A 19,402-nucleotide genomic window follows, 5' to 3' on the forward strand; every position below is an offset into this window, starting at 1 on the left:
CCCTCCAGGAGCGCCCATGTCCGCCGCACCACTCGCCGCAAGCGTCGCCGCACTGATGCCGCGGGCCCGGACCGAGCTGGCCGAGCTGGTGTCGTACCGCTCGGTGGCGGACCCCCGGCAGTTCCCGAAGAGCGAATGCGAGCGGGCCGCGGCCTGGGTCGCGGACGCGCTGCGCGGCGAGGGCTTCGAGGACGTCGCCCTGCTGGACACCCCCGACGGCACGCAGTCGGTGTACGGCTACCTCCCCGGCCCGGAGGGCGCGCCCACGGTGCTGCTGTACGCGCACTACGACGTGCAGCCGCCGCTGGACGAGGACGGGTGGCTGTCGCCGCCGTTCGAGCTCACCGAGCGGGACGGCCGCTGGTACGGACGCGGCGCGGCGGACTGCAAGGGCGGTCTGATCATGCACCTCACCGCGCTGCGCGCGCTGCGCGAGAACGGCGGTGTGCCGGTCGGTGTGAAGATCATCGCCGAGGGGTCGGAGGAGCAGGGCACCGGCGGCCTGGAGCGGTACGCCGAGGAGCACCCCGAGCTGCTGGCGGCGGACGCCATCGTGATCGGCGACTCCGGCAACTTCCGGGTGGGCCTGCCGACCGTCACCGCGACCCTCCGGGGCATGGCGCTGGTCGACCTCAAGGTGACGACCCTGGAGGGCAATCTGCACTCCGGCCAGTTCGGCGGTGCCGCGCCGGACGCGCTCGCCGCACTGGTCCGCATCCTGCACACGCTGCACGACGACGCGGGCGCCACCACGGTCGAGGGCCTCACCGGGGACTCCGCCTGGGACGGGCTGCAGTACGAGGAGGCGGCCTTCCGCTCCGACGCCAAGGTGCTGGACGGCGTGAGCCTGATGGGCACCGGCACGGTCGCGGACCGCATCTGGGCCCGCCCGTCCGTCACCGTCATCGGCATCGACGCCCCTCCGGTGGTGGGCGCCACGCCCTCCGTGCAGGCGACCGCGGGCGCGAAGGTGAGCCTGCGCGTCCCGCCGGGCGTGGACGCCCAGCACGCGGCCAAGCTGCTCATCTCCCACCTGGAGGCGGCCGCCCCCTGGGGCGCCCGGGTGGAGGCCACGCAGGTCGGAAGCGGCCAGCCGTTCCGCGCGGACACCTCCAGCCCCGCCTACGCCTCCATGGCCGAGGCGATGCGCGCCGCTTACGGCACGGAGATGGAGATCGCCGGCATGGGTGGCTCGATCCCGCTCTGCAACACCCTGGCGACGCTCTACCCCGAGTCGGAGATCCTGCTGATCGGCCTGAGCGAGCCGGAGGCACAGATCCACGCGGTGAACGAGAGCGTCTCCCCCGAGGAACTGGAGAAGCTCTCGCTCACCGAGGCGATCTTCCTTCAGAAGTACGCCGCCGCCAAGGCGGTCTGAGCCCCGTGGGCGGCTGCGGCGCGCAGGGCGCGTCTCAGCCGCCCACCGGCACCCCGGCCTCGAGGTTGAGCACCGTGGCCCGTTCACGCGCCCGCAGCGCCCAGCGAAGCCGGGTGAGCCGGACCGGCGGCAGCATGGAGGCGGCCTCGTCCTCCGTGGCGAAGCGCCAGCCGCGCAGCTCGGCGCCGGGCAGCAGCAGGCGCTCCGCGTCGGCGGCGGGCAACCGCCCGCCGTCGAAGAGCAATCGCAGACCCCCGTATCCGGGCGGCAGCGGCGGCTCCCAGTCGACGACCAGAAGCCTGGGCACCACCGGGAGACGCAGGCCGAGTTCCTCGGCGACCTCCCGCATGCCCGCCCGGGCGGGCGGCTCGCCGGGCTCGACCACCCCGCCGGGGAACTCCCAGCCGGGCTTGTAGGTCGGGTCGACCAGCAGCACCCGGTCGTCCTCGTCGAAGAGCAGCACGCCCGCGGCGAGGGTCTCGGCGGTGGGCTCCGGGGTCTGCACGATGTCGCAGGAGCCGGCGCCCTCCCGTATCGCGTCGGCGATGCGCCGGGCCGTCGCGAGGGGGCTCAGCCCGTCGGTGTCGACGACATGGGCGTCCACCGTGAGCCAGGACAGCGCCTCGCGGTAGGCGGGCAAATGGTCCAAGCACCACGCCCGGATCCCGGCGCTGTCCTCGGGGTCGTCGGGAATGTCGGCGCGCTGCTCGATGCGCTCGCGCAGAACCGTTTCCTCCGCATGCAGCAGCACATGCCGCACGGCGATCCTGCGGGCCGCGAGCCCGCCGAAGATCTCGTCCCGGTACTCCTGGCGCAGCAGGGCCATCGGCACCACCAGCGGCCCGCCGCCTATCTCGGCGAGCAGCGCGGCCGCGGTGTCGACCACCAACCTCCGCCACGCGGGCAGCTCCTGGTAGTCGGAGACCTCGCCCAGCCGCTTCTCCGGGAGCATCAGCCGCAGTCCGCTGCCGATGAGTTCCGGATCGTAGAGCACGCTGCCCGGCAGCAGTTCGAGCAGTTCGCGTGCCGCAGTGGTCTTGCCCGCGCCGAACGTGCCGTTGAGCCAGACGATCACGGTGCCCCCTCTTCCGTAGCCTGGTAGCCCCCTACGAATTGCCCGGCTCATCGGCGTCGGCAAACGCGCAGACCCGGCCATCGGCGCATACCGGCGACTTCGGCACCCGCGAACCCGGTGGCCCGTCCCTGTCAGTCCGCGGTGCCGGTCCGGCGATGAACCGCCTCGGCGGCAGGATGAACACCGGCACCGCCGCCGGCGGGTTGCCGTCGGTGAGGAACCGGCCCCGCGGGTTGTTCAGCGCCGGGGTGACCGGCGGCTTGTCGCCGTCGGAGATGAGCACCAGGGCCCACGGGAAGTCGTCCTACGTCCAGGTGAACCGGAACGTGGCCTGCGCCGCGGGGGACTCCGCACGTGAACCGGTGGGCCGCACCGTGGCCCGGACGCGCGCCGTCCTCGGCGGCATCCGGGCAGCCCCCGCCCTCACGCCCCTCGGAGGCCCTCCCGGCGGCCACGCGGCGCTGCGGGAGCGGTGGTGCCGGAGTGGGTCCGTGCGGGTCCGTCTCGCGCCCTCCGGAGGACCGGCGGACGGGCCCCGCGCGGGCAGGTGGGGGGCCGGGGTTCAGGCTCCGGGACGGGGCGGCTCTCCTGTGCTCCGGGTCTCGTTGCCGGCCGTCCGCGGGTACAGATGGCCGGTTCCGTGCCTCGGCCGGGTGGGTGGCGTGCCCGCCGCGACCGGCGCCTCCGGGTGATGGGGGGCGCCGTTCGCCCGACCGGGTGACATCGGGCTCTTTTCCGCCGGCACGCACGGCGAAAGCGGGCCCGATCCCGGAGCGGCGGGAAACACCGCACGCCGCGGTGCGGCCGCATCCCCGTCGCCGATCAGCGGGCCGCCGGCGCCTCGACCGTGGCTACCCCCCGGTCGAGAAGGCCTCCAGCCGCAGTGCCTGCGCCGCGGCCGCCGCCGCGCCGACCAGGCCGGCGTCGGTACCGAGCACGGCGGGAACGATCTTCACCCCGGACGCGAAGGACAGCGTGGCGTATCTGCGCATGTGCGCACGGAGCGGGTCGAAGAGCAACGGGCCAGCCCCCGCGACACCGCCGCCGATCACCGCGACGTCGATCTCCACCAGGGTGGCCGTCGCGGCGATGCCCGCGGCCAGGGCCTGCGCCGCGCGGTCGTACGAGGCGAGGGCGAGGGCGTCGCCGTCGCGTGCGGCACGGGCGACGGCGGCCGCGTCGGACTCCTCGCCGTGGGCCGGACGCCAGCCGGCCTCGAGGGCGCGCCGGACGATGTTCGGGCCGCTGGCCAGGCGCTCGACACAGCCGCGGCTGCCGCACGGGCACACATCCCCGTCCAGGTCGACGCTGATGTGGCCGATGTGCCCGGCGTTGCCCGTCGGGCCGGGGTGCAGTTTCCCGCCGAGGACGAGGCCGCCGCCGACGCCCGTCGACACCACCATGCACAGCGCGTTGTCGTGTCCGCGAGCGGCGCCCTGCCAGTGCTCGGCCGCCGTGATCGCCATGCCGTCGCCGGTCAGCACGACGGGAAGCCCGCCGACACGCTCGCCCACCTGGGCCACCACCGGGAAGTCCCGCCAGCCGGCGATGTTGACCGGGCTGACCGTGCCGCGCGAGGCGTCGATCGGCCCGGCGCTGCCGATGCCCACGGCGACGACCCGCGGCCACCCCTCGGACTCCCGCAGTCCGGCCAGCACCTCGGAGAGCGCTCCCATCACCGTCACGGCGTCCCGATCGGCGGCCGTCGGGCGCTGTACACGTACGAGCAACTCTCCGCGGGCGTCGATCAGGGCGCCCGCGATCTTCGTGCCGCCGATGTCCACGGCGGCGATCAGCGGACCCGGCCCGGCGGCACCCGACGGCGGGACGATGGACTCGGCAGAGCTCTCGAACGGCATGGGCGTAGTGTCGCCCTTTGTTGACAACGTTGTCCAGCCCATAGGATCACGGCGTGACCGATATTCCGCGCACCGCCCGTCCCACCATGAAGGATGTCGCGGCCCGGGCCGGTGTCGGCCTGAAGACGGTATCGCGTGTCGTCAACGAGGAACCGGGCGTCACCGAGGACACGATCTCCCGCGTCCAGGCCGCCATCGAGGCACTCGGCTTCCGCCGCAACGACAGCGCGCGGCTCCTCCGCAAGGGCCGTACGGCAAGCATCGGGCTGGTCCTGGAGGACCTCGCCGACCCCTTCTACTCACCACTCAGCCGCGCCGTCGAGGACCTGGCCCGCGCGCACTCGACGCTGCTGTTCACCGGATCGAGCGCCGAGGACGCCGACCGCGAACAGGAGCTCGTGCTCGCCTTCTGCGCCCGCCGCGTCGACGGGCTGGTCATCGTGCCCGCCAGCGAGGACCACCGCTACCTCGAGCCGGAGATCGCGGCCGGCGTCGCCACCGTCTTCGTCGACCGCCCCGCGGGCGGGATCGACGCCGACGTGGTGCTCAGCGACAACGCCGGGGGCACCCGCGAGGGTGTCGCCCATCTGATCGCGGGCGGGCACCGGCGCATCGGCTTCATCGGCGACCTCCCCCGCATCCACACCGCGGCCGAACGTCTGCGGGGCTACCGGGAGGCCATGGACGCCGCCGGCCTCGCCGTGCACGACAGCTGGGTCTCCTGCGGCCCCACGGACCCCGGCCGGGTCCGCGCCGCCGTCGAGTCCATGCTGAGCGGCCCGGAGCCGGTCACCGCCCTGTTCGCCGGCAACAACCGGATCACCGTGACCGCGGTCCGGGTCCTCGCCGACCGGCCCAGCGTGGTGGCGCTCGTCGGTTTCGACGACTTCGAACTCGCCGACCTGCTCCGTCCCGCGGTCACCGTCGTCGCCCAGGACCCCGGGCAGCTCGGCCGTACGGCGGCCGGACTGCTCTTCCAGCGGCTCGACGGCGCCGCCGGCGCGCCCAAGCGGGTCGAACTCCCCTGCCGCCTCATCCCGCGCGGCTCGGGCGAACTGCCGCCGGTGCCGTAGCGGCGCGGCACACGGTCAGGACGGCCGTCCCTCCACCCGGCCCGCCGGCGGGGCGGCGGATCGCCGGACCGCGTGCGCCGGGGCCCGCCCCGGCGCACTGCGCGCGGTGCGGAAGGGGACGGCGCCCACGCTGAATCCCGGCGTCAGGGCCGGGACACGCCGCCGAAGCGGGTCAGCAGGCGTGCGCCGTGGCGATGAGGGTCAGCGAGGAGAAGGACGCCGTCTCGCCGGGGTCGTACGAGACCGTGACCGTCCAGCCGCCCTTGCCGAGGTCGGCATGCTCGCCGTCAGGGCCTTCCCCCCGGCGCAGCGTCCTCCAACCGCGCTCGCCCAGGGCCACGGCCACGGCGGCGTACTCCCGTGCGCCGTCGTTCTCGGCAGCCGCCCAGGCGATGGTGCACGCCTCGCTCGGCACGTCGGACTCCTTGTCGGCGGTGGCGACCAACCCGACCGCCGTGTTCTCCGCCCTGTGTACGCCGGCCTGCTCCGCCGCGGCGTCGAGCTCCGCCTCCACGGCCGCGCGGCTCAGCGGAACCGCCCTCACCGGCACGGCACTTCCCGGTCCCGACGCGAGCCCGGCGAGCAGGATGACGGCCCCCGCCCCGAGCATCGCGCGCGTCCTCGGTGAGCGGGGCGACGGTTCCTCCAGGTCCGCCCGACCGCGGCCGCGGATCTCCTCCATGGCGACACCTTCCCATGACGGACGGACAACGGGCAGGCGATCGAACGCCGTTGGCACCCCGAGCCGCGAAACCATTCGTTACCGGGCATACCACCCACCGACCTGCAGCTCGACCAATCGCGGCGCTCCGCCACGCAGATCCCCGAGCCCGGGGACTTCGACGCCTTCTGGACCAGGACGCCGACCGCCGACCGCCGACCGCGAGGCGGGCACGGAGCCCGCGGAATACCGCCCGGTCGACTCGCCGCTCGCTGCGGTCGACGTCCTCGACGTCCGCTCCCCCGGCTGGGGCGGTCAGCCGACCGTCACCTGGCTGTCACTGCCCCGCGGGGCGGCCGTTCCCCTGCCCGGGGTGGTCACCTGCGTCGGCTACGACGGCGGGCGCGGGCAGCACCACGAGCAACTGCTTTGGAGTGCCGCCGGGTAACGCGCACCTCGTCGTCGACTCCCGCGGCCAGGGCCACGACACGCCCGACCCGGACCCCGTGCCGGGCCCGCAGTACGTCGGCGGGTTCATGACCCGCGGCGTGGACGACCCCGAGCGCCACCACCGCTACTACCGCCGTCTGACGACCGACTGCGTGCGCGCCCTGGACGCGCTGCGCGCGCACCCGGCCGTCGACGCGGGCCGGGTCGTCGTCTCCGGCGGCGGCCAGGGGCGGCGGACTCGCCCTCGCGGTGGCCCGGCTCGCCGGTGACGCGGTCGCGGCGGGCCTGGTCGACGTGCCGTTCCTCTGCCACTACCGCGGGACGCGGAGACCGCGGACGAGGGGCCCCATCCCGAGCCGGCCCCGGTACCTCGGGGTGCACCTGCGCATCGGCCCGGAGCGGCTGTTCGGCACCCTCGGCGCCCTCGATCGCGTCCACTTCGCCGTGCGCGCCACGGCGCCTGCGCTGTTCAGCGTGGGCCTGATGGACCCCGTCTACCCGCTGTCGACGGTGTTCGCGGCGTACAACCGCTACGCGGGGCGGAAGGACATGACCCCGGAGGCGGGCCGGTGGCCGCCGCTCCGCCGGGCGGCCCGCTCAGGCGCAGGACGGGCACAGTCCGCGGTAGGTGACCTCGACCGCGGAGACGGTGAAGCCGAACCGCTCCTCCGCCGGGAGGTCGGCCAGCGGATCGCCCGCCGGGTGCACGTCGCGGACGGTGCCGCACCTTGAGCACACCAGGTGCTGGTGCGGGTGGTGCGCGTTGGGGTCGTAGCGCTTGGCGCGGCCGTCGGTGGAGACCTCTATGACCTCGCCGAGGGAGACCAGTTCGCCCAGGGTGTTGTAGACGGTGGCCCGGGAGATCTCGGGCAGCAGCCGTGCCGCGCGGGCGTGCACCTCGTCGGCCGTGAGGTGCACATGGTCGCCGTCGAGGACCTGGGCGACGACGCGCCGCTGGGACGTCATGCGCCAGCCGCGCCCTCGCAGTCGCTCCAGCAGGTCGCTCATGTCTGTTCACCTGTTCGGGCTCGGTGGGACATCCGGAATCAACCCGTGGATGCGTCCGGGTTCTGATTGCCTATGGAATTGACGCTCTTCTTGACTTGGACTGCGTCCATCGTAGGATCGGTTCCGGCGCAAGCCAAGGGTCAGGGAGCCTCCAGTACGGCAGAAGAGAGAGACGTGACGGGACCACCGCCGAGCATCCGCGCGGTGCCGCCTGGGGTGACGGGCGCCCGCGTCGCGTTGCCGCAGCGGGTCCCGGAGCGCCGCTCCCCGCCATGCCGCCGGTGAGGCTCTCCGCGCGCGCACCACAGCGGACCCCGCCCGAACGCGCCCGACCGCCCGCAGTCCTGAGCACCGTGATCCGCCAGGTCCGGAAGGATTCCCATGTCTGAGAACCACGAAGCAATCGTCACAGACGCCAAGTCGGAGGGAGCGGGTGGCTGCCCTGTCGCGCACGGGCGGGCCCCGCACCCGACCCAGGGCGGTGGAAACCGGCAGTGGTGGCCGGAGCGGCTGAACCTGAAGATCCTCGCCAAGAACCCCGCGGTGGCGAACCCGCTCGGTGAGGACTTCGACTACGCCGAGGCGTTCAAGTCCCTCGACCTCGCGGCCGTGAAGCGGGACATCCTCGAGGTCCTGACGACCTCCCAGGACTGGTGGCCGGCGGACTTCGGGCACTACGGCCCGTTCATGATCCGCATGGCGTGGCACAGCGCGGGCACCTACCGCATCAGCGACGGCCGCGGCGGCGCCGGGGCCGGCCAGCAGCGTTTCGCCCCCCTCAACAGCTGGCCGGACAACGGCAACCTCGACAAAGCCCGCCGCCTGCTGTGGCCGGTGAAGAAGAAGTACGGCCAGAGCCTGTCGTGGGCCGACCTCATGATCCTCACCGGCAATGTCTCCCTGGAGTCGATGGGCTTCAAGACCTTCGGCTTCGCCGGCGGCCGCGAGGACGTCTGGGAGCCGGAGGAGGACGTCTACTGGGGCCCCGAGTCCACCTGGCTCGGCGACGAGCGCTACAGCGGCGACCGCCAGCTGGAGAGCCCCCTCGGCGCGGTCCAGATGGGCCTGATCTACGTCAACCCCGAGGGCCCCAACGGCAACCCGGACCCGATCGCCGCGGCCCGCGACATCCGTGAGACGTTCCGCCGGATGGCGATGAACGACGAGGAGACCGTCGCCCTCATCGCCGGCGGGCACACCTTCGGCAAGACCCACGGCGCGGGCCCGGCGGACCACGTCGGTGCCGACCCCGAGGCCGCCTCGATGGAGGAGCAGGGCCTCGGCTGGCGGAACAGCTACGGCACCGGCAAGGGCGCCGACGCGATCACCAGCGGTCTCGAGGTCACCTGGACCAGCACCCCGACCCAGTGGGGCATGGGCTTCTTCGAGAACCTCTTCCGCTACGAGTGGGAGCTGACGGCCAGCCCGGCCGGCGCCAACCAGTGGGTGGCGAAGGACGGTGCCGGCGCGGGCACCATCCCCGACGCGCACGACTCCTCGAAGAGCCACGCCCCGACGATGCTGACCACGGACCTCTCGCTCCGGTTCGACCCGGTCTACGAGCAGATCTCGCGCCGCTTCCTGGAGAACCCGGACGAGTTCGCGGACGCCTTCGCCCGCGCGTGGTTCAAGCTGACCCACCGCGACATGGGCCCGGTCGTGCGCTACCTCGGCTCCGAGGTCCCGTCCGAGACCCTGCTGTGGCAGGACCCGCTGCCCGCGCGGACGCACGGGCTCGTCGACTCCGCCGACGCCGCCGCCCTCAAGGAGCAGGTCCTCGCCTCGGGGCTCACCGTGTCGCAGCTGGTCTCCACCGCGTGGGCGTCGGCCTCGTCCTTCCGCGGCAGCGACAAGCGCGGTGGCGCCAACGGCGCGCGTCTGCGCCTGGAGCCGCAGCGCGGCTGGGAGGTCAACGAGCCCGACGAGCTCGCCGTGGTGCTGCGCACCCTGGAGGGCATCCAGGAGTCCTTCAACGCGGCGCAGTCCGGCGACAAGCGGATCTCGCTGGCCGACCTGATCGTGCTGGCCGGTTCCGCCGCCGTCGAGAAGGCCGCCGCGGACGGCGGTCACCCCGTCGAGGTGTCCTTCACGCCGGGCCGTGTGGACGCCGCGCAGGACCAGACGGACGTGGAGTCCTTCGCCGCGCTCGAGCCGGCCGCCGACGGGTTCCGCAACTACCTCGGCAAGGGCAACCGCCTGCCGGCGGAGTACCTGCTGCTCGACCGGGCGAACCTGCTCACCCTCAGCGCCCCCGAGATGACGGTCCTCGTCGGCGGTCTCCGTGTCCTGGGTGCGAACCACGGGCAGTCGTCGCACGGTGCCTTCACCGCGACGCCCGGCTCGCTGACCAACGACTTCTTCGTCAACCTGCTCGACCTGGGCACGACGTGGAAGGCGACCTCCGAGGACCAGGCGACCTTCGAGGGCCGTGACAACGCCACCGGCGAGGTCAAGTGGACCGGCACCCGTGCCGACCTGGTCTTCGGCTCCAACTCCGAGCTGCGCGCGCTCGCGGAGGTCTACGCGAGCGACGACGCGAAGGCGAAGTTCGCGCAGGACTTCGCCGCGGCGTGGACCAAGGTCATGGACCTCGACCGGTTCGACCTCGTCTGATCCTCCGCCCTCAGGACGTGGGGGCGGCCCCCCGCGGGGCGGGGCGGGCGGGGGGGGTGGCCGGGGGGGGGGCGCGGGCGCCGCCCCCGCGCCCCCCCCCGTCCACGTGGTCAGCTGCTGCGCGTCAGCCGCAGCGTCACCAGCTGGAAGGGCCGCAGTGCGAGTTCCACGGCGCCGTCTAGCAGCTTCGGACCGCCCTCGCCGGCCAGCGGCCGCTCCAGCAGGTCGGTCGCGGTGACGTCGGCCGCCGTGAAGTCCGGCCGCACCCGTGCGGTCGCCCGCCCGCCTCGCGACTCGTACACCCGGACGATCACATCGCCGCTCTCGTCGTCCGCGAGCTTGACCGCGCTCACGACCACCGCGTCGTTGTCCACGGTGACCAGCGGCTCGACCGCCGCGCTGCCCGGCACGCGGCGCTCGGGCAGGTTGATGCCGTACCCCTCGGCGACGGCGTCGCCGATCGAGGCCCCGGGCGCCAGGGCGTGGCGGAAGCGGTGCACGCCCTGGTCGGTCTCCGGGTCGGGGAAGCGCGGCGCGCGCAGCAGCGAGACCCGCACGGTGGTCGTGGTCCCGCCGTCCTCGTTGCGCACGGTGCGCGTCACGTCGTGCCCGTAGGTGGAGTCGTTGACCAGGGCGACTCCCCAGCCCGGCTCCTCGACGTGCACGAAGCGGTGGTTGCACGCCTCGAACTTGGCCGCGTCCCAGCTGGTGTTGGTGTGGGTGGACCGGAAGACGTGCCCGAACTGGGTCTCGGAGGCGTACCTCTCGGCGTGCACGTCCAGCGGGAAGGCCGCCTTCAGGAACTTCTCCGTCTCGTGCCAGTCCACCTCCGTGTCGATGTCGAGGCGCTTGGCGCCCGGGGCCAGGGACAGCACCTGGGTGACCGCTGAGGAACCGAAGCGGCGCACCACGCGTACCGACGCGGTGCCGTCACCGACCGGGGCCAGCTCGTCCAGGTCGGTCAGGTCGGTGACGGTGTTGCGGTAGAACTCGTCGACGTCCCAGGCATCCCACTGGTTGGGGAAGTCGGGGTGGAGCTGCAGCAGGTTGGCCGCCGTTCCCGGGGCCACGGCCTCCCGGCGTGCGCCGAGGTCGAACGCGGAGACGACCAGGCCGCGTCCGTCGATCTCCACCCGCAGCAGGCCGTTGTCGAGGACGAATCCGCCGCCGTCCCGGGGCAGCGGTGCCGTGACCGCGGCCGGGGCCACCGGGGCGGCGCCGCCGGCGGGCACGCCGTCCCGGGTGTGCGGCGCGGCGTTGAAGACCAGTTCGCCGCCCGTGGCCGGGCCCGCGAGGGCACGCTGCGCGGCATCGATGATGCCGAGCAGTTCCTCGGCGACGGCGGCATACGTGGCGCGGGCCTCGCGGTGCACCCAGGCGATCGACGAGCCGGGCAGGATGTCGTGGAACTGGTGCAGCAGCACCGTCTTCCAGAGCCGGTCCAACTGCTCGTAGGGGTAGGGGAACCCGGTCCGCACCGCGGCGCCGGCCGCCCACAGTTCGGCCTCGCGCAGCAGGTGTTCGCTGCGCCGGTTGCCCTGCTTGGTCTGGGCCTGGCTGGTCAGCGTGGCACGGTGCAGTTCGAGGTAGAGCTCGCCCACCCACACCGGCGGGTCGGGGTACTCGGCCTCGGCCTTGGTGAAGAACTCGCGGGGGGTCTCCCACTGGACCGTCGCCGACCCGTCGAGGTCGCGCAGCCGCGCGGCCTTGGCGATCATCTCGCGGGTGGTGCCGCCGCCTCCGTCGCCCCAGCCGGTCGGAGCGAGGGAGTGCCGGGCCCTGCCCTTCTCCTTGAAGTTCCGCGCGGCGTGCGCGATCTCGCTGCCCTTCATCGAGCAGTTGTAGGTGTCGACGGGCGGGAAGTGGGTGAAGATCCGCGTGCCGTCGATGCCTTCCCAGGTGAAGGTGTGGTGCGGGAACTTGTTGATGGTGCTCCAGGAGATCTTCTGGGTGAGCAGCCACTTGGACCCGGCGGCCTTGATGATCTGGGGCAGGCCGGCGGCGAAGCCGAAGGTGTCGGGCAGCCACGCCTCCTCGTTCTCGATGCCGAACTCCTCGAGGAAGAAGCGCTTGCCGAGCACGAACTGCCGGGCCATCGCCTCGGAGCCGGGCATGTTGGTGTCGGACTCCACCCACATGCCGCCCGCCGGCACGAACCGCCCCTCCGCGACGGCCTTCTTGACCTTCGCGTAGACCTCGGGGCGGTGCTCCTTGATCCAGGCGTACTGCTGGGCCTGGGACATGGTGTAGATGAAGTCGCCCTCGTCCTCGAGCAGGGCGGTCATGTTGGACGTCGTGCGGGCGACCTTCCGCACGGTCTCGCGCAGGGGCCACAGCCAGGCGGAGTCGATGTGCGCGTGCCCGACGGCGCTGATGCGGTGCGCGGTGGGCCGGGCGGGTACGGCGAGGACGCCGGCCAGCCGCTCGCGGGCGGCGGCCGCGGTGCTGTTGACGTCCTGCAGGTCGATGGCGTCCAGGGCGCGGCTGACGGCACGCAGGATGTCGTGGCGGCGGTCGGAGTCCTCGGGGAGCTCGACCATGAGTTCGCCGAGCACCTCCAGGTCCTGCACCAGCTCCCAGACGGTCTCGTCGAGAACGGCCAGGTCCATGCGGGTCAGGGTGTACTGGGGGTCGTCGCCGGCGGTGTCCTTGTCGCCGAGCTGCGTCGGCAGGAAGGGGTGGTAGTCGAGCAGGACCGGGTTGGAGGCCGCCTCGATGTGGAGCAGCACCTTCTCACCGCCGGTGGCCGGGGCGGCGATCCGCACCCACTGGTTGCGGGGGTTGAGGCCCTTCACCGGGCTGCCGTCGGGCAGGTAGACCAGGCCCTCGCACTGGAAACCGGGCATGTTCTCGTCGAAGCCGAGGTCCAGGATCGCCTCGACGGTCCGCCCGGCCCACGCCTCGGGCACCGTGCCGGAGACACGGAACCAGCTGGTGCCCCAGGGGGCGCCCCAGCGGTCGCCGACGGCGATCGGCTCGGCGGGGGCGGTCAGGCCCTCGGTGACCGGTACCGGCTCTCCCGGGGCGGTCCAGACGGCGACCTCGAGCGGTGTCGACTCCGGGTAGAGGGCGGGCCGGATGCGTTCTTCGAGGACGCGCTTGAGGCGGGCCTCGACCAGCTTGCGGTCGTCGTGCATGGGGTGGCTCCTGTGCGGGTGGGGCGGAAGGGGTGGACGGTGCGGGGGGCGGGCCGCGGGTCAGCGCACCTGGTCTGGCCGGACGACCTCGGTGATGCCGCGTGCGGCGAGGTGGGCGGCGTCGTCGGCGCGGGAGGCGAGCACCGCGGCGGGGCGGACACCGTCGGCGGTGAGCCGGACGAACGCCTCGTAGAACGCGCCCCCGGGCGCGCACACGGAGCGGTCCGGGGCCGTCTCGTCGTCGCCGACGTCGACGGCGACCGCGGTGGTACGGGGCGCCGGTGGCCGGTGCGGTTCGCCGCGGCGCTCCCCCACGATCCCCCGGATGGCCTCGCCGGCCGGCTTGACCTTCCCCTCCGTGGTCAGCAGGCCGAGGGAGTACTCGAGTTCGGGGAAGTCGGCGAGGTCCCGGGAGACGTCGTGCGAGCACCACCAGGTGATGCCCCACACGTCCTCGCAGTCCAGGGCGTTCGCGACGGTGACCTCGGTGAAGTCCGCGGCGTGCTCGGCCGGGATCAGGGGCGCGGGCGCGCCGACCTCCTGGAGCCAGACGGGGCGGTGCGGGTCGCCGGCCCAGGCCTTGGACAGCTCGATGAGGTAGGCGGCGTGATGTTCGGTGGCCGTTCCGGTGCGGCCGTGCCGCTGGGCCGTGCCGTTGAAGACCCACGAGTGCACGGCGGTCATCGCCCCCAGGTTCGCCGCGTGCGCGGGGGTGAAGGGGTGCCCGTCCAGGTACCAGGCGGCGTCGTAGGCGGCGTGCAGGTGCTGCCTGCCGGGGGCGGCGTCCTCGCATGCGGCGAGCACGGTCCGCAGCCAGGCGGCGGCCTGGGCCGGGGTGAGCGGGTCGGGGTCCGGATGGGGCGGCCCGGAGAACTGGTTGATCTCGTTGCCGATGGTCATGCCGATGAAGTTGGGCAGGCTGTCCAGGGCCGCGGCCAGCGTGCTCAGGTAGGCGGTCTGGCCGGCGACGACCTCGGGGTCGGTGAAGATGTTGCGCCGGTGCCAGGTCTGGGTCCACGAGGGCAGGAAGTCGAAGCTGGACAGGTGCCCCTGCAGTCCGTCCACGTTGACGTCGAGCCCGCGCTCGCCGGCGGCCTCGGCGAGGGCGACGAGCTGCTCGACGGCCCGGGGCCGGATCAGCGAGCGGTTGGGCTGGAAGACCGGCCACAGCGGGAAGACCCGGACGTGGTCCAGACCCAGGTCCGCGATGGCGTCGAGGTCCCTGCGCACCGAATCGAGGTCGAAGTCGAGCCAGTGGTGGAACCACCCCTGGCTGGGGGTGTAGTTGACGCCGAAGCGCGGTCCTTGAACGGGCATCGGAACGGGTGTCCTGACTCTTGTGGGGCCCGCTCCGCCGGGGCGGAGCAGTCGGATGGGACGGTGCCGGTGTGCGTGACGGCGGGGTGGGGCCGTACGGTCAGCCCTTGACGGCTCCCTCCCCGACGCCGCGGAAGAAGTACCGCTGCAGGGCGCCGAAGAGCACGATCAGGGGGGCCACCGCGATGATGGTCCCGGCGGCCACCAGGCGCTCGTCGTTGGCGAAGGTGCCGTGCAGGTAGTTCAGACCGACCGTCAGGGTGTACTTCGAGGGGTCGCTCAGCACCACCAGGGGCCACAGGAAGTCGTCCCAGGCGCCCATGAAGGCGAAGATCGCCACGACGGCCAGGGTGCCCCGCGCGGACGGCAGGGCGATCCGCCAGAAGCGCTGCCAGACGTTGGCGCCGTCCATGTACGCGGCCTCCTCCACCTCGTCGGGCAGGTTGCGGAACGCGTTGCGCATCAGCAGCACGTTCAGCGCGCCGACGGAGCCGGGGAGCAGCACGCCGATCAGGGTGTTGTTCAGGCCGAGGTCGCGTACGAAGGTGAACTGGGCGATGATCAGGCCCTCCACGGGCACCAGCATCGCCAGCACGAACGCCAGGAGGAGCGCGCGCCGGCCGCGGTGCTGCAGCCGGGCCAGGGCGTAACCCGCCAGCGCCGCGCCGACGCAGTTGGTGACGACGCTGGACACCGCCACAGTGAGCGAGTTGAGCGCGTAGTCCCACACCGGGATGGTGTCGGAGACGCGCCCGAAGTTGTGCAGCGTGGGCTGCTGCGGCAGGAACGAGGGCGGCGTGCTGAAGATGTCCTCGTGCGGGCCCTTCAGCGAGGTCGACAGCTGCCACAGGAACGGCCCGATGGTGATGGCGAGGACGGCGAGCAGCAGCAGGTAGCGCAGGACGAGTTCGGGGATCCGCACGCGGCGGCCGTCGGCGTCCAGCACTCCGCGCCGCGGCCGGCGGCCGCCGACCGGTTTGGTGGCGGGAGCGGTGGGGGTGTCGGTGGCGATGGTCACGCGTCCTCCTTCCGGTCGGCGCGCAGGGTCAGCAGCATCAGCGCGACCACGACCACGAAGATGACGACGGAGATGGCCGAGGAGTACCCGACCCGCCCGGTCAGTCCGGTGCCGGTGCGCTGGACGAGCATCACCAGCGTGGTGTCCTCGCCCGCGGGGCCGCCGTTCGGCCCGGCGAGGACGTACACCTCGGTGAAGACCTTGAAGGCGGAGACCGCGGACAGCGCCGCGACCAGCACCATGGTGGAACGGACGGCCGGTACGGTGACGGTGAAGAACCGGCGCAGGGCTCCCGCGCCGTCGACCGCGGCCGCCTCGTGCAGTTCGCGCGGGACGTCGGCGAGCGCCGCCAGGTAGATGATCATGTAGTAGCCCAGGCCCTTCCAGATGGTCAGGGCCATGGCGCTCAGCAGCAGGGTCCACTGCTCGCCCAGGAAGTTGATCGGGCTTCCACCCACCGCCGTGACGATGGAGTTGAGCAGGCCGCGGTCGTCGAGCAGCCACACCCAGATCAGGCCGACCACGACCACCGAGGCGACGACGGGCGTGTAGAAGGCGGCGCGGAAGAAGGCGATGCCGGGGATGCGCCGCTGTACGAGCAGGGCCAGCAGCAGCGGCAGGACGACCAGCGCCGGGACCACGCCCGCCACGTACAGGGAGCTGTTGCGCAGCCCGATCCAGAACGCGTCGTCGTGGAGCAGGGCCCGGTAGTTCTCGAACCCGACGTAGCTGCCGCCGACGAGCGTCCGGCGGTCGGTCAGCGAGTTGTACAAGGTGCTGCAGAACGGCCAGAGGCTGAACGCGCACACCACGATCAGGCCCGGCGCGGCGAACAGCCACGGGCTCCACCAGCGGTGGCGGCGGATCCCGCGGGGATGCGGCCGTCCGGAGCCGGAGCTCCGGACGGCCGCGGCCCGCGGACCGCCGGCGATCGTGCCAGGGGCGGTCGAGGACGTCATGGCGTATCCCGGTCAGCTCTGGGCGAGGAGCTGGTTGGCTTCCTTGACAGCGTTGTCAAGCGCTTCCTTGGGGCTCTCCTTGCCCTGCAGCGCCTTGGCGACCTGGTTGCCGAGGGCGGTCTTCATCTGGTCGCTGAACTGCACCGGGGTGTAGTTCACGGCGTTGGCGAGGGACTTGGCCGCCGCGATCCGCACCCGCGTCTCGTCCGTGCCGTCCTCCTTCGTGAAGTACGGGTCCTTCAGGGCCCCCGCCGTGCTCGGGAAGATCGCGACCTGCTTGGCGAACTCCATCTGCCGCGTGTTGTCGGTGACGAAGTGGGCGAAGGCGATGGCGGCGGCCTTCTGCTTGGCCTTGGAGTTCACCATCATGCTCTGCACGTAGACGTTGACCTTGCCCGTGCTGGTGATCTGGTCGGTGATCCCGATGTTCTTGTAGAGCGTCGGCGCCTGCGTCTTGAAGTTCTTCAGGTCCAGCGCGCTGCCGGGGTTCATGGCGACCGCGCCGGTGAGGAACTTGTGGCCGGCCGATTCGGGGGTGGCGGTCAGGGCCTGCGGGTCCAGTGCGTGCGCGTCGTACAGCTTCTTGTACTGCGTGAGCAGTTCGACGCCCTTGGCGTCGTTGAAGGTGAACGCGGTGCCGTCCTTGTTGACCAGCTGGGCCCCGTAGCGGCCGAAGTCCTCGATGGTGGGCACGTTGGACAGGGTGGCCACCTTGCCCTTGCTGTTCTTGGAGATGGCGAGGGCGTCGGTGAACAGCTCGTCGTAGGTCTTCGGCGGCTTCTCCGGATCCAGCCCGGCCTTCTTGAACAGCGCCTTGTTGTAGAACAGCGGGCCGGTGTTGAGGTACCACGGGAAGGCGTAGGTGCCCTCCAGGCCCGGGATGGCGTCGGCGGACCAGGCACCGGGCAGGTACTCCGACTTGTACTTCGCGGCGTCCTTGTCGAGGTCCAGCGCGAGGCCGGCCTTGGCGAGAGGGGCCAGCAGGTCGGGGGTGACGTTGACGACGTCGGGGAGGGTCCCGCCGGACGCGTCGGCGCTGAGCTTCTCCGCGTAGCCGTCGGCCGGCTGGTCGACCCACTTGACGTGGGTGCCGGGGTACTTCTTCTCGAAGTCGGCGATGACACCGTTGAAGTAGCCCGCGAAGTTGGCCTTCAGGTTCCAGGTCTGGAAGGTGATGGTGCCCGTCACCTTGCCCGACGAGTCGGAGGACACATCTGCCCCGCCGCCCCCGCAGGCGGAGAGGGACAACGTCGCGGCGGCGACGACGGCGGCGGCTACCGCCTTGTAGGAGGAACGCACGGTGGACGGCTCCTTTGCTCGGACCTTGCGTGCTGATGAACGACCCGGGGCCGGACCGGCCGGGTGCGCGCGATGGAGGAGACCATTCCAGCCGCCGGGGGGAAAGTCAACGAATTCTCTGAACATCCTTGCAGATCACCGCATACTCCCAGGTCAACGGCATGATCATGGGCATCTCACGTCTCAACTAATGCGCTTTAGGGTAGGTCTACTGAAGCGCATTAGTTCCCACCGGGGACTACGGGCCGACACAGCACGCGCGGGGCCGTACGATGTGTGCTCACACGCAGGGAAAGGGGCCACTCCAGGTGGCAGAGGAGCAGCAGGACAGGGGGGCGGCCGAGGCATCGGGGCCCAGCCGTACGACCGGACGCCGCCGTCCCACCATGAAGGACATCGCCCAGCGGGCCGGGGTGTCCGAGAGCGCCGCTTCGTTCGCGCTCAACGGCCGTCCCGGCGTCTCCGAGGTCACGCGCGACCGCGTGCGGCGCGTCGCCGAGCAGCTCGGCTGGCGGCCCAGCGCCGCGGCACGGGCCCTGTCCGGCGAAGGAGCGGCGACCGTGGGCCTGGTACTGGCCCGCCCCGCCGAGACGTTGGGCGTCGACTCCTTCTTCCTGCAACTGGTGTCGGGCATCCAGGAGGTGCTGGCCCGGCGTCATCTGGGCCTGCTGCTGCAGGTGGTGGAGGACATCGAGGCCGAGTGCGCGGTCTACCGCCGCTGGTGGGCCGAGCATCGCGTGGACGGCGTACTGGTGGCCGATCCGCGCACCGACGATCCGCGCCCGGTCCTGCTCGACGAACTCGGCCTGCCCGGCGTGGTGATCGGCGCCCTGTCCGATTCCGACTCCCGCACCCATCGCCGCCTGTCGCAGGTGCGGGTCGAGGACACTCAGGCCATGGCCGCCGTCATCGGCCGCTTGCACGCCCTCGGCCACCGGCGCATCGCCCATGTCGCCGGCCTGCCCACCCTGGCCCACACCGCGCGCCGCATGGATTCGCTCAGGGCGGAGGCGGAACGCCAGGGGCTGACGGCCGCACAATCCGTGGTGACGGACTACTCCGACACCGAGGGCGCCTCCGTCACCCGCCGGGTGCTGCAGGAGCCCGATCCCCCGACGGCGATCATCTACGACAACGACGTGATGGCGGCGGCGGGTTTGGGGGCGGCGCTCGGACTGGGCCGCGATGTGCCGGGCGACGTCTCCATCGTCTCCTGGGAGGACTCGGCGGTGTGCCGCCTGGTCCAGCCGTGGCTGACCGCGCTGTCCCGCGACGCGGTGGCTTTCGGCCGGATCGCGGCCGAGGAACTGATCGTCCTCCTCGACGGTGGCGGGGCCCGCATGGTGAGCCTGCCGCTGCCCCGGCTCATCGAGCGCGGCAGTACCGCCTCCGCGCTGTCCGGCATCCTGCCCGAGGAGCCGTCCGCGAACTGACGCCATGGCGCCCGGTCGGACCCGGGCGCCCCTCCGGCTCCCCTGGCGCCTTCGCGGGTCACCAGCCAGGGCTGACGTGGCGAACGCCCTTGTGCACGGCGCTGCGTGGGACGGATGTTGGG

The 19,402-nt window shown here is 72.4% G+C and carries 16 protein-coding genes and 1 pseudogene; 7 read left to right on the forward strand and 10 right to left on the reverse strand.

Features of this window, described 5'->3' with window-relative positions; translation table 11 throughout:
- Positions 1-16: 16 nt before the first annotated feature.
- Positions 17-1,378 (forward strand): dipeptidase, encoded by a 1,362-nt coding sequence (locus AB0F62_RS03780; RefSeq protein WP_361791791.1) that lies wholly within the window; start codon positions 17-19, stop codon positions 1,376-1,378.
- A gap of 34 nt (positions 1,379-1,412) precedes the next feature.
- Here the strand turns inward: AB0F62_RS03780 and AB0F62_RS03785 are convergent, their stop codons facing one another.
- From AB0F62_RS03785 to AB0F62_RS03795, 3 genes are all read right to left on the reverse strand, one after another.
- The gene (locus AB0F62_RS03785; RefSeq protein WP_361791793.1) at positions 1,413-2,453 is read right to left on the reverse strand and encodes an NUDIX domain-containing protein; all 1,041 of its coding nucleotides are present in this window, start codon (positions 2,451-2,453) and stop codon (positions 1,413-1,415) included.
- A gap of 31 nt (positions 2,454-2,484) precedes the next feature.
- On the reverse strand, positions 2,485-2,736 hold the full coding sequence (locus AB0F62_RS03790) for a hypothetical protein (protein ID WP_361791795.1): 252 nt from the start codon (positions 2,734-2,736) through the stop codon (positions 2,485-2,487).
- A gap of 568 nt (positions 2,737-3,304) precedes the next feature.
- Positions 3,305-4,312 (reverse strand): ROK family protein, encoded by a 1,008-nt coding sequence (locus tag AB0F62_RS03795; protein ID WP_361791797.1) that lies wholly within the window; start codon positions 4,310-4,312, stop codon positions 3,305-3,307.
- 86 nt (positions 4,313-4,398) lie between these two features.
- Between AB0F62_RS03795 and AB0F62_RS03800 the strand changes: the two genes are divergently transcribed.
- Positions 4,399-5,385: a LacI family DNA-binding transcriptional regulator gene (locus tag AB0F62_RS03800; protein WP_361792027.1), complete on the forward strand. Its 987-nt coding sequence runs from the start codon at positions 4,399-4,401 to the stop codon at positions 5,383-5,385.
- 172 nt (positions 5,386-5,557) lie between these two features.
- On the opposite strand, the gene AB0F62_RS03805 is transcribed toward AB0F62_RS03800, so the two are convergent.
- Positions 5,558-6,067 carry a hypothetical protein gene (locus AB0F62_RS03805; RefSeq protein ID WP_361791799.1) on the reverse strand — a complete coding sequence of 170 codons (510 nt, stop codon included), beginning with the start codon at positions 6,065-6,067 and terminating at the stop codon, positions 5,558-5,560.
- On the opposite strand from AB0F62_RS03805, the gene AB0F62_RS03810 reads away from it, so the two are divergent.
- The 3 genes and pseudogenes from AB0F62_RS03810 to AB0F62_RS03820 all read left to right on the forward strand — a co-directional run.
- Positions 6,066-6,494 carry an acetylxylan esterase gene (locus AB0F62_RS03810; RefSeq protein ID WP_361791801.1) on the forward strand — a complete coding sequence of 143 codons (429 nt, stop codon included), beginning with the start codon at positions 6,066-6,068 and terminating at the stop codon, positions 6,492-6,494. The two genes, AB0F62_RS03805 and AB0F62_RS03810, sit on opposite strands and share 2 nt — an antisense overlap.
- Positions 6,481-6,765, forward strand: a complete 285-nt coding sequence (locus tag AB0F62_RS03815) for an acetylxylan esterase (RefSeq protein ID WP_361791803.1) — start codon at positions 6,481-6,483, stop codon at positions 6,763-6,765. The genes AB0F62_RS03810 and AB0F62_RS03815 overlap by 14 nt, the downstream gene beginning before the upstream one ends.
- Positions 6,746-6,988: pseudogene (locus tag AB0F62_RS03820) on the forward strand (acetylxylan esterase); the annotation flags it as partial. The gene AB0F62_RS03815 and the pseudogene AB0F62_RS03820, both read left to right, overlap by 20 nt.
- A gap of 105 nt (positions 6,989-7,093) precedes the next feature.
- Here the strand turns inward: AB0F62_RS03820 and AB0F62_RS03825 are convergent.
- A complete protein-coding gene (locus tag AB0F62_RS03825) occupies positions 7,094-7,504 on the reverse strand; it encodes a transcriptional repressor (RefSeq protein ID WP_361791805.1) in 411 nt (136 codons plus the stop codon).
- Between the two features lie 381 nt (positions 7,505-7,885).
- Between AB0F62_RS03825 and katG the strand changes: the two genes are divergently transcribed.
- Positions 7,886-10,117 carry a catalase/peroxidase HPI gene (katG, locus tag AB0F62_RS03830; protein WP_361791807.1) on the forward strand — a complete coding sequence of 744 codons (2,232 nt, stop codon included), beginning with the start codon at positions 7,886-7,888 and terminating at the stop codon, positions 10,115-10,117.
- A gap of 110 nt (positions 10,118-10,227) precedes the next feature.
- Here the strand turns inward: katG and AB0F62_RS03835 are convergent, their stop codons facing one another.
- The 5 genes from AB0F62_RS03835 to AB0F62_RS03855 form a co-directional block, all read right to left on the reverse strand.
- Positions 10,228-13,254: a glycoside hydrolase family 38 C-terminal domain-containing protein gene (locus AB0F62_RS03835; RefSeq protein ID WP_361791809.1), complete on the reverse strand. Its 3,027-nt coding sequence runs from the start codon at positions 13,252-13,254 to the stop codon at positions 10,228-10,230.
- A 60-nt stretch (positions 13,255-13,314) separates the two neighbouring features.
- The gene (locus tag AB0F62_RS03840; protein ID WP_361791811.1) at positions 13,315-14,571 is read right to left on the reverse strand and encodes a glycosyl hydrolase; all 1,257 of its coding nucleotides are present in this window, start codon (positions 14,569-14,571) and stop codon (positions 13,315-13,317) included.
- A gap of 100 nt (positions 14,572-14,671) precedes the next feature.
- Positions 14,672-15,517, reverse strand: coding sequence for a carbohydrate ABC transporter permease (locus tag AB0F62_RS03845; protein ID WP_361792029.1), 846 nt, complete (start codon positions 15,515-15,517; stop codon positions 14,672-14,674).
- Positions 15,518-15,585: 68 nt separating this feature from the next.
- Entirely contained in the window at positions 15,586-16,548 is a 963-nt protein-coding gene (locus tag AB0F62_RS03850; RefSeq protein ID WP_361791813.1) for a sugar ABC transporter permease, read from the reverse strand.
- Between the two features lie 12 nt (positions 16,549-16,560).
- Positions 16,561-17,847, reverse strand: a complete 1,287-nt coding sequence (locus tag AB0F62_RS03855; RefSeq protein WP_361791815.1) for an extracellular solute-binding protein — start codon at positions 17,845-17,847, stop codon at positions 16,561-16,563.
- A 386-nt stretch (positions 17,848-18,233) separates the two neighbouring features.
- Between AB0F62_RS03855 and AB0F62_RS03860 the strand changes: the two genes are divergently transcribed.
- Positions 18,234-19,280, forward strand: a complete 1,047-nt coding sequence (locus AB0F62_RS03860; RefSeq protein ID WP_361792031.1) for a LacI family DNA-binding transcriptional regulator — start codon at positions 18,234-18,236, stop codon at positions 19,278-19,280.
- Positions 19,281-19,402: the final 122 nt, after the last annotated feature.

This window comes from Streptomyces sp. NPDC026673, assembly GCF_040638135.1.
Classification (GTDB): Bacteria; Actinomycetota; Actinomycetes; order Streptomycetales; family Streptomycetaceae; genus Actinacidiphila.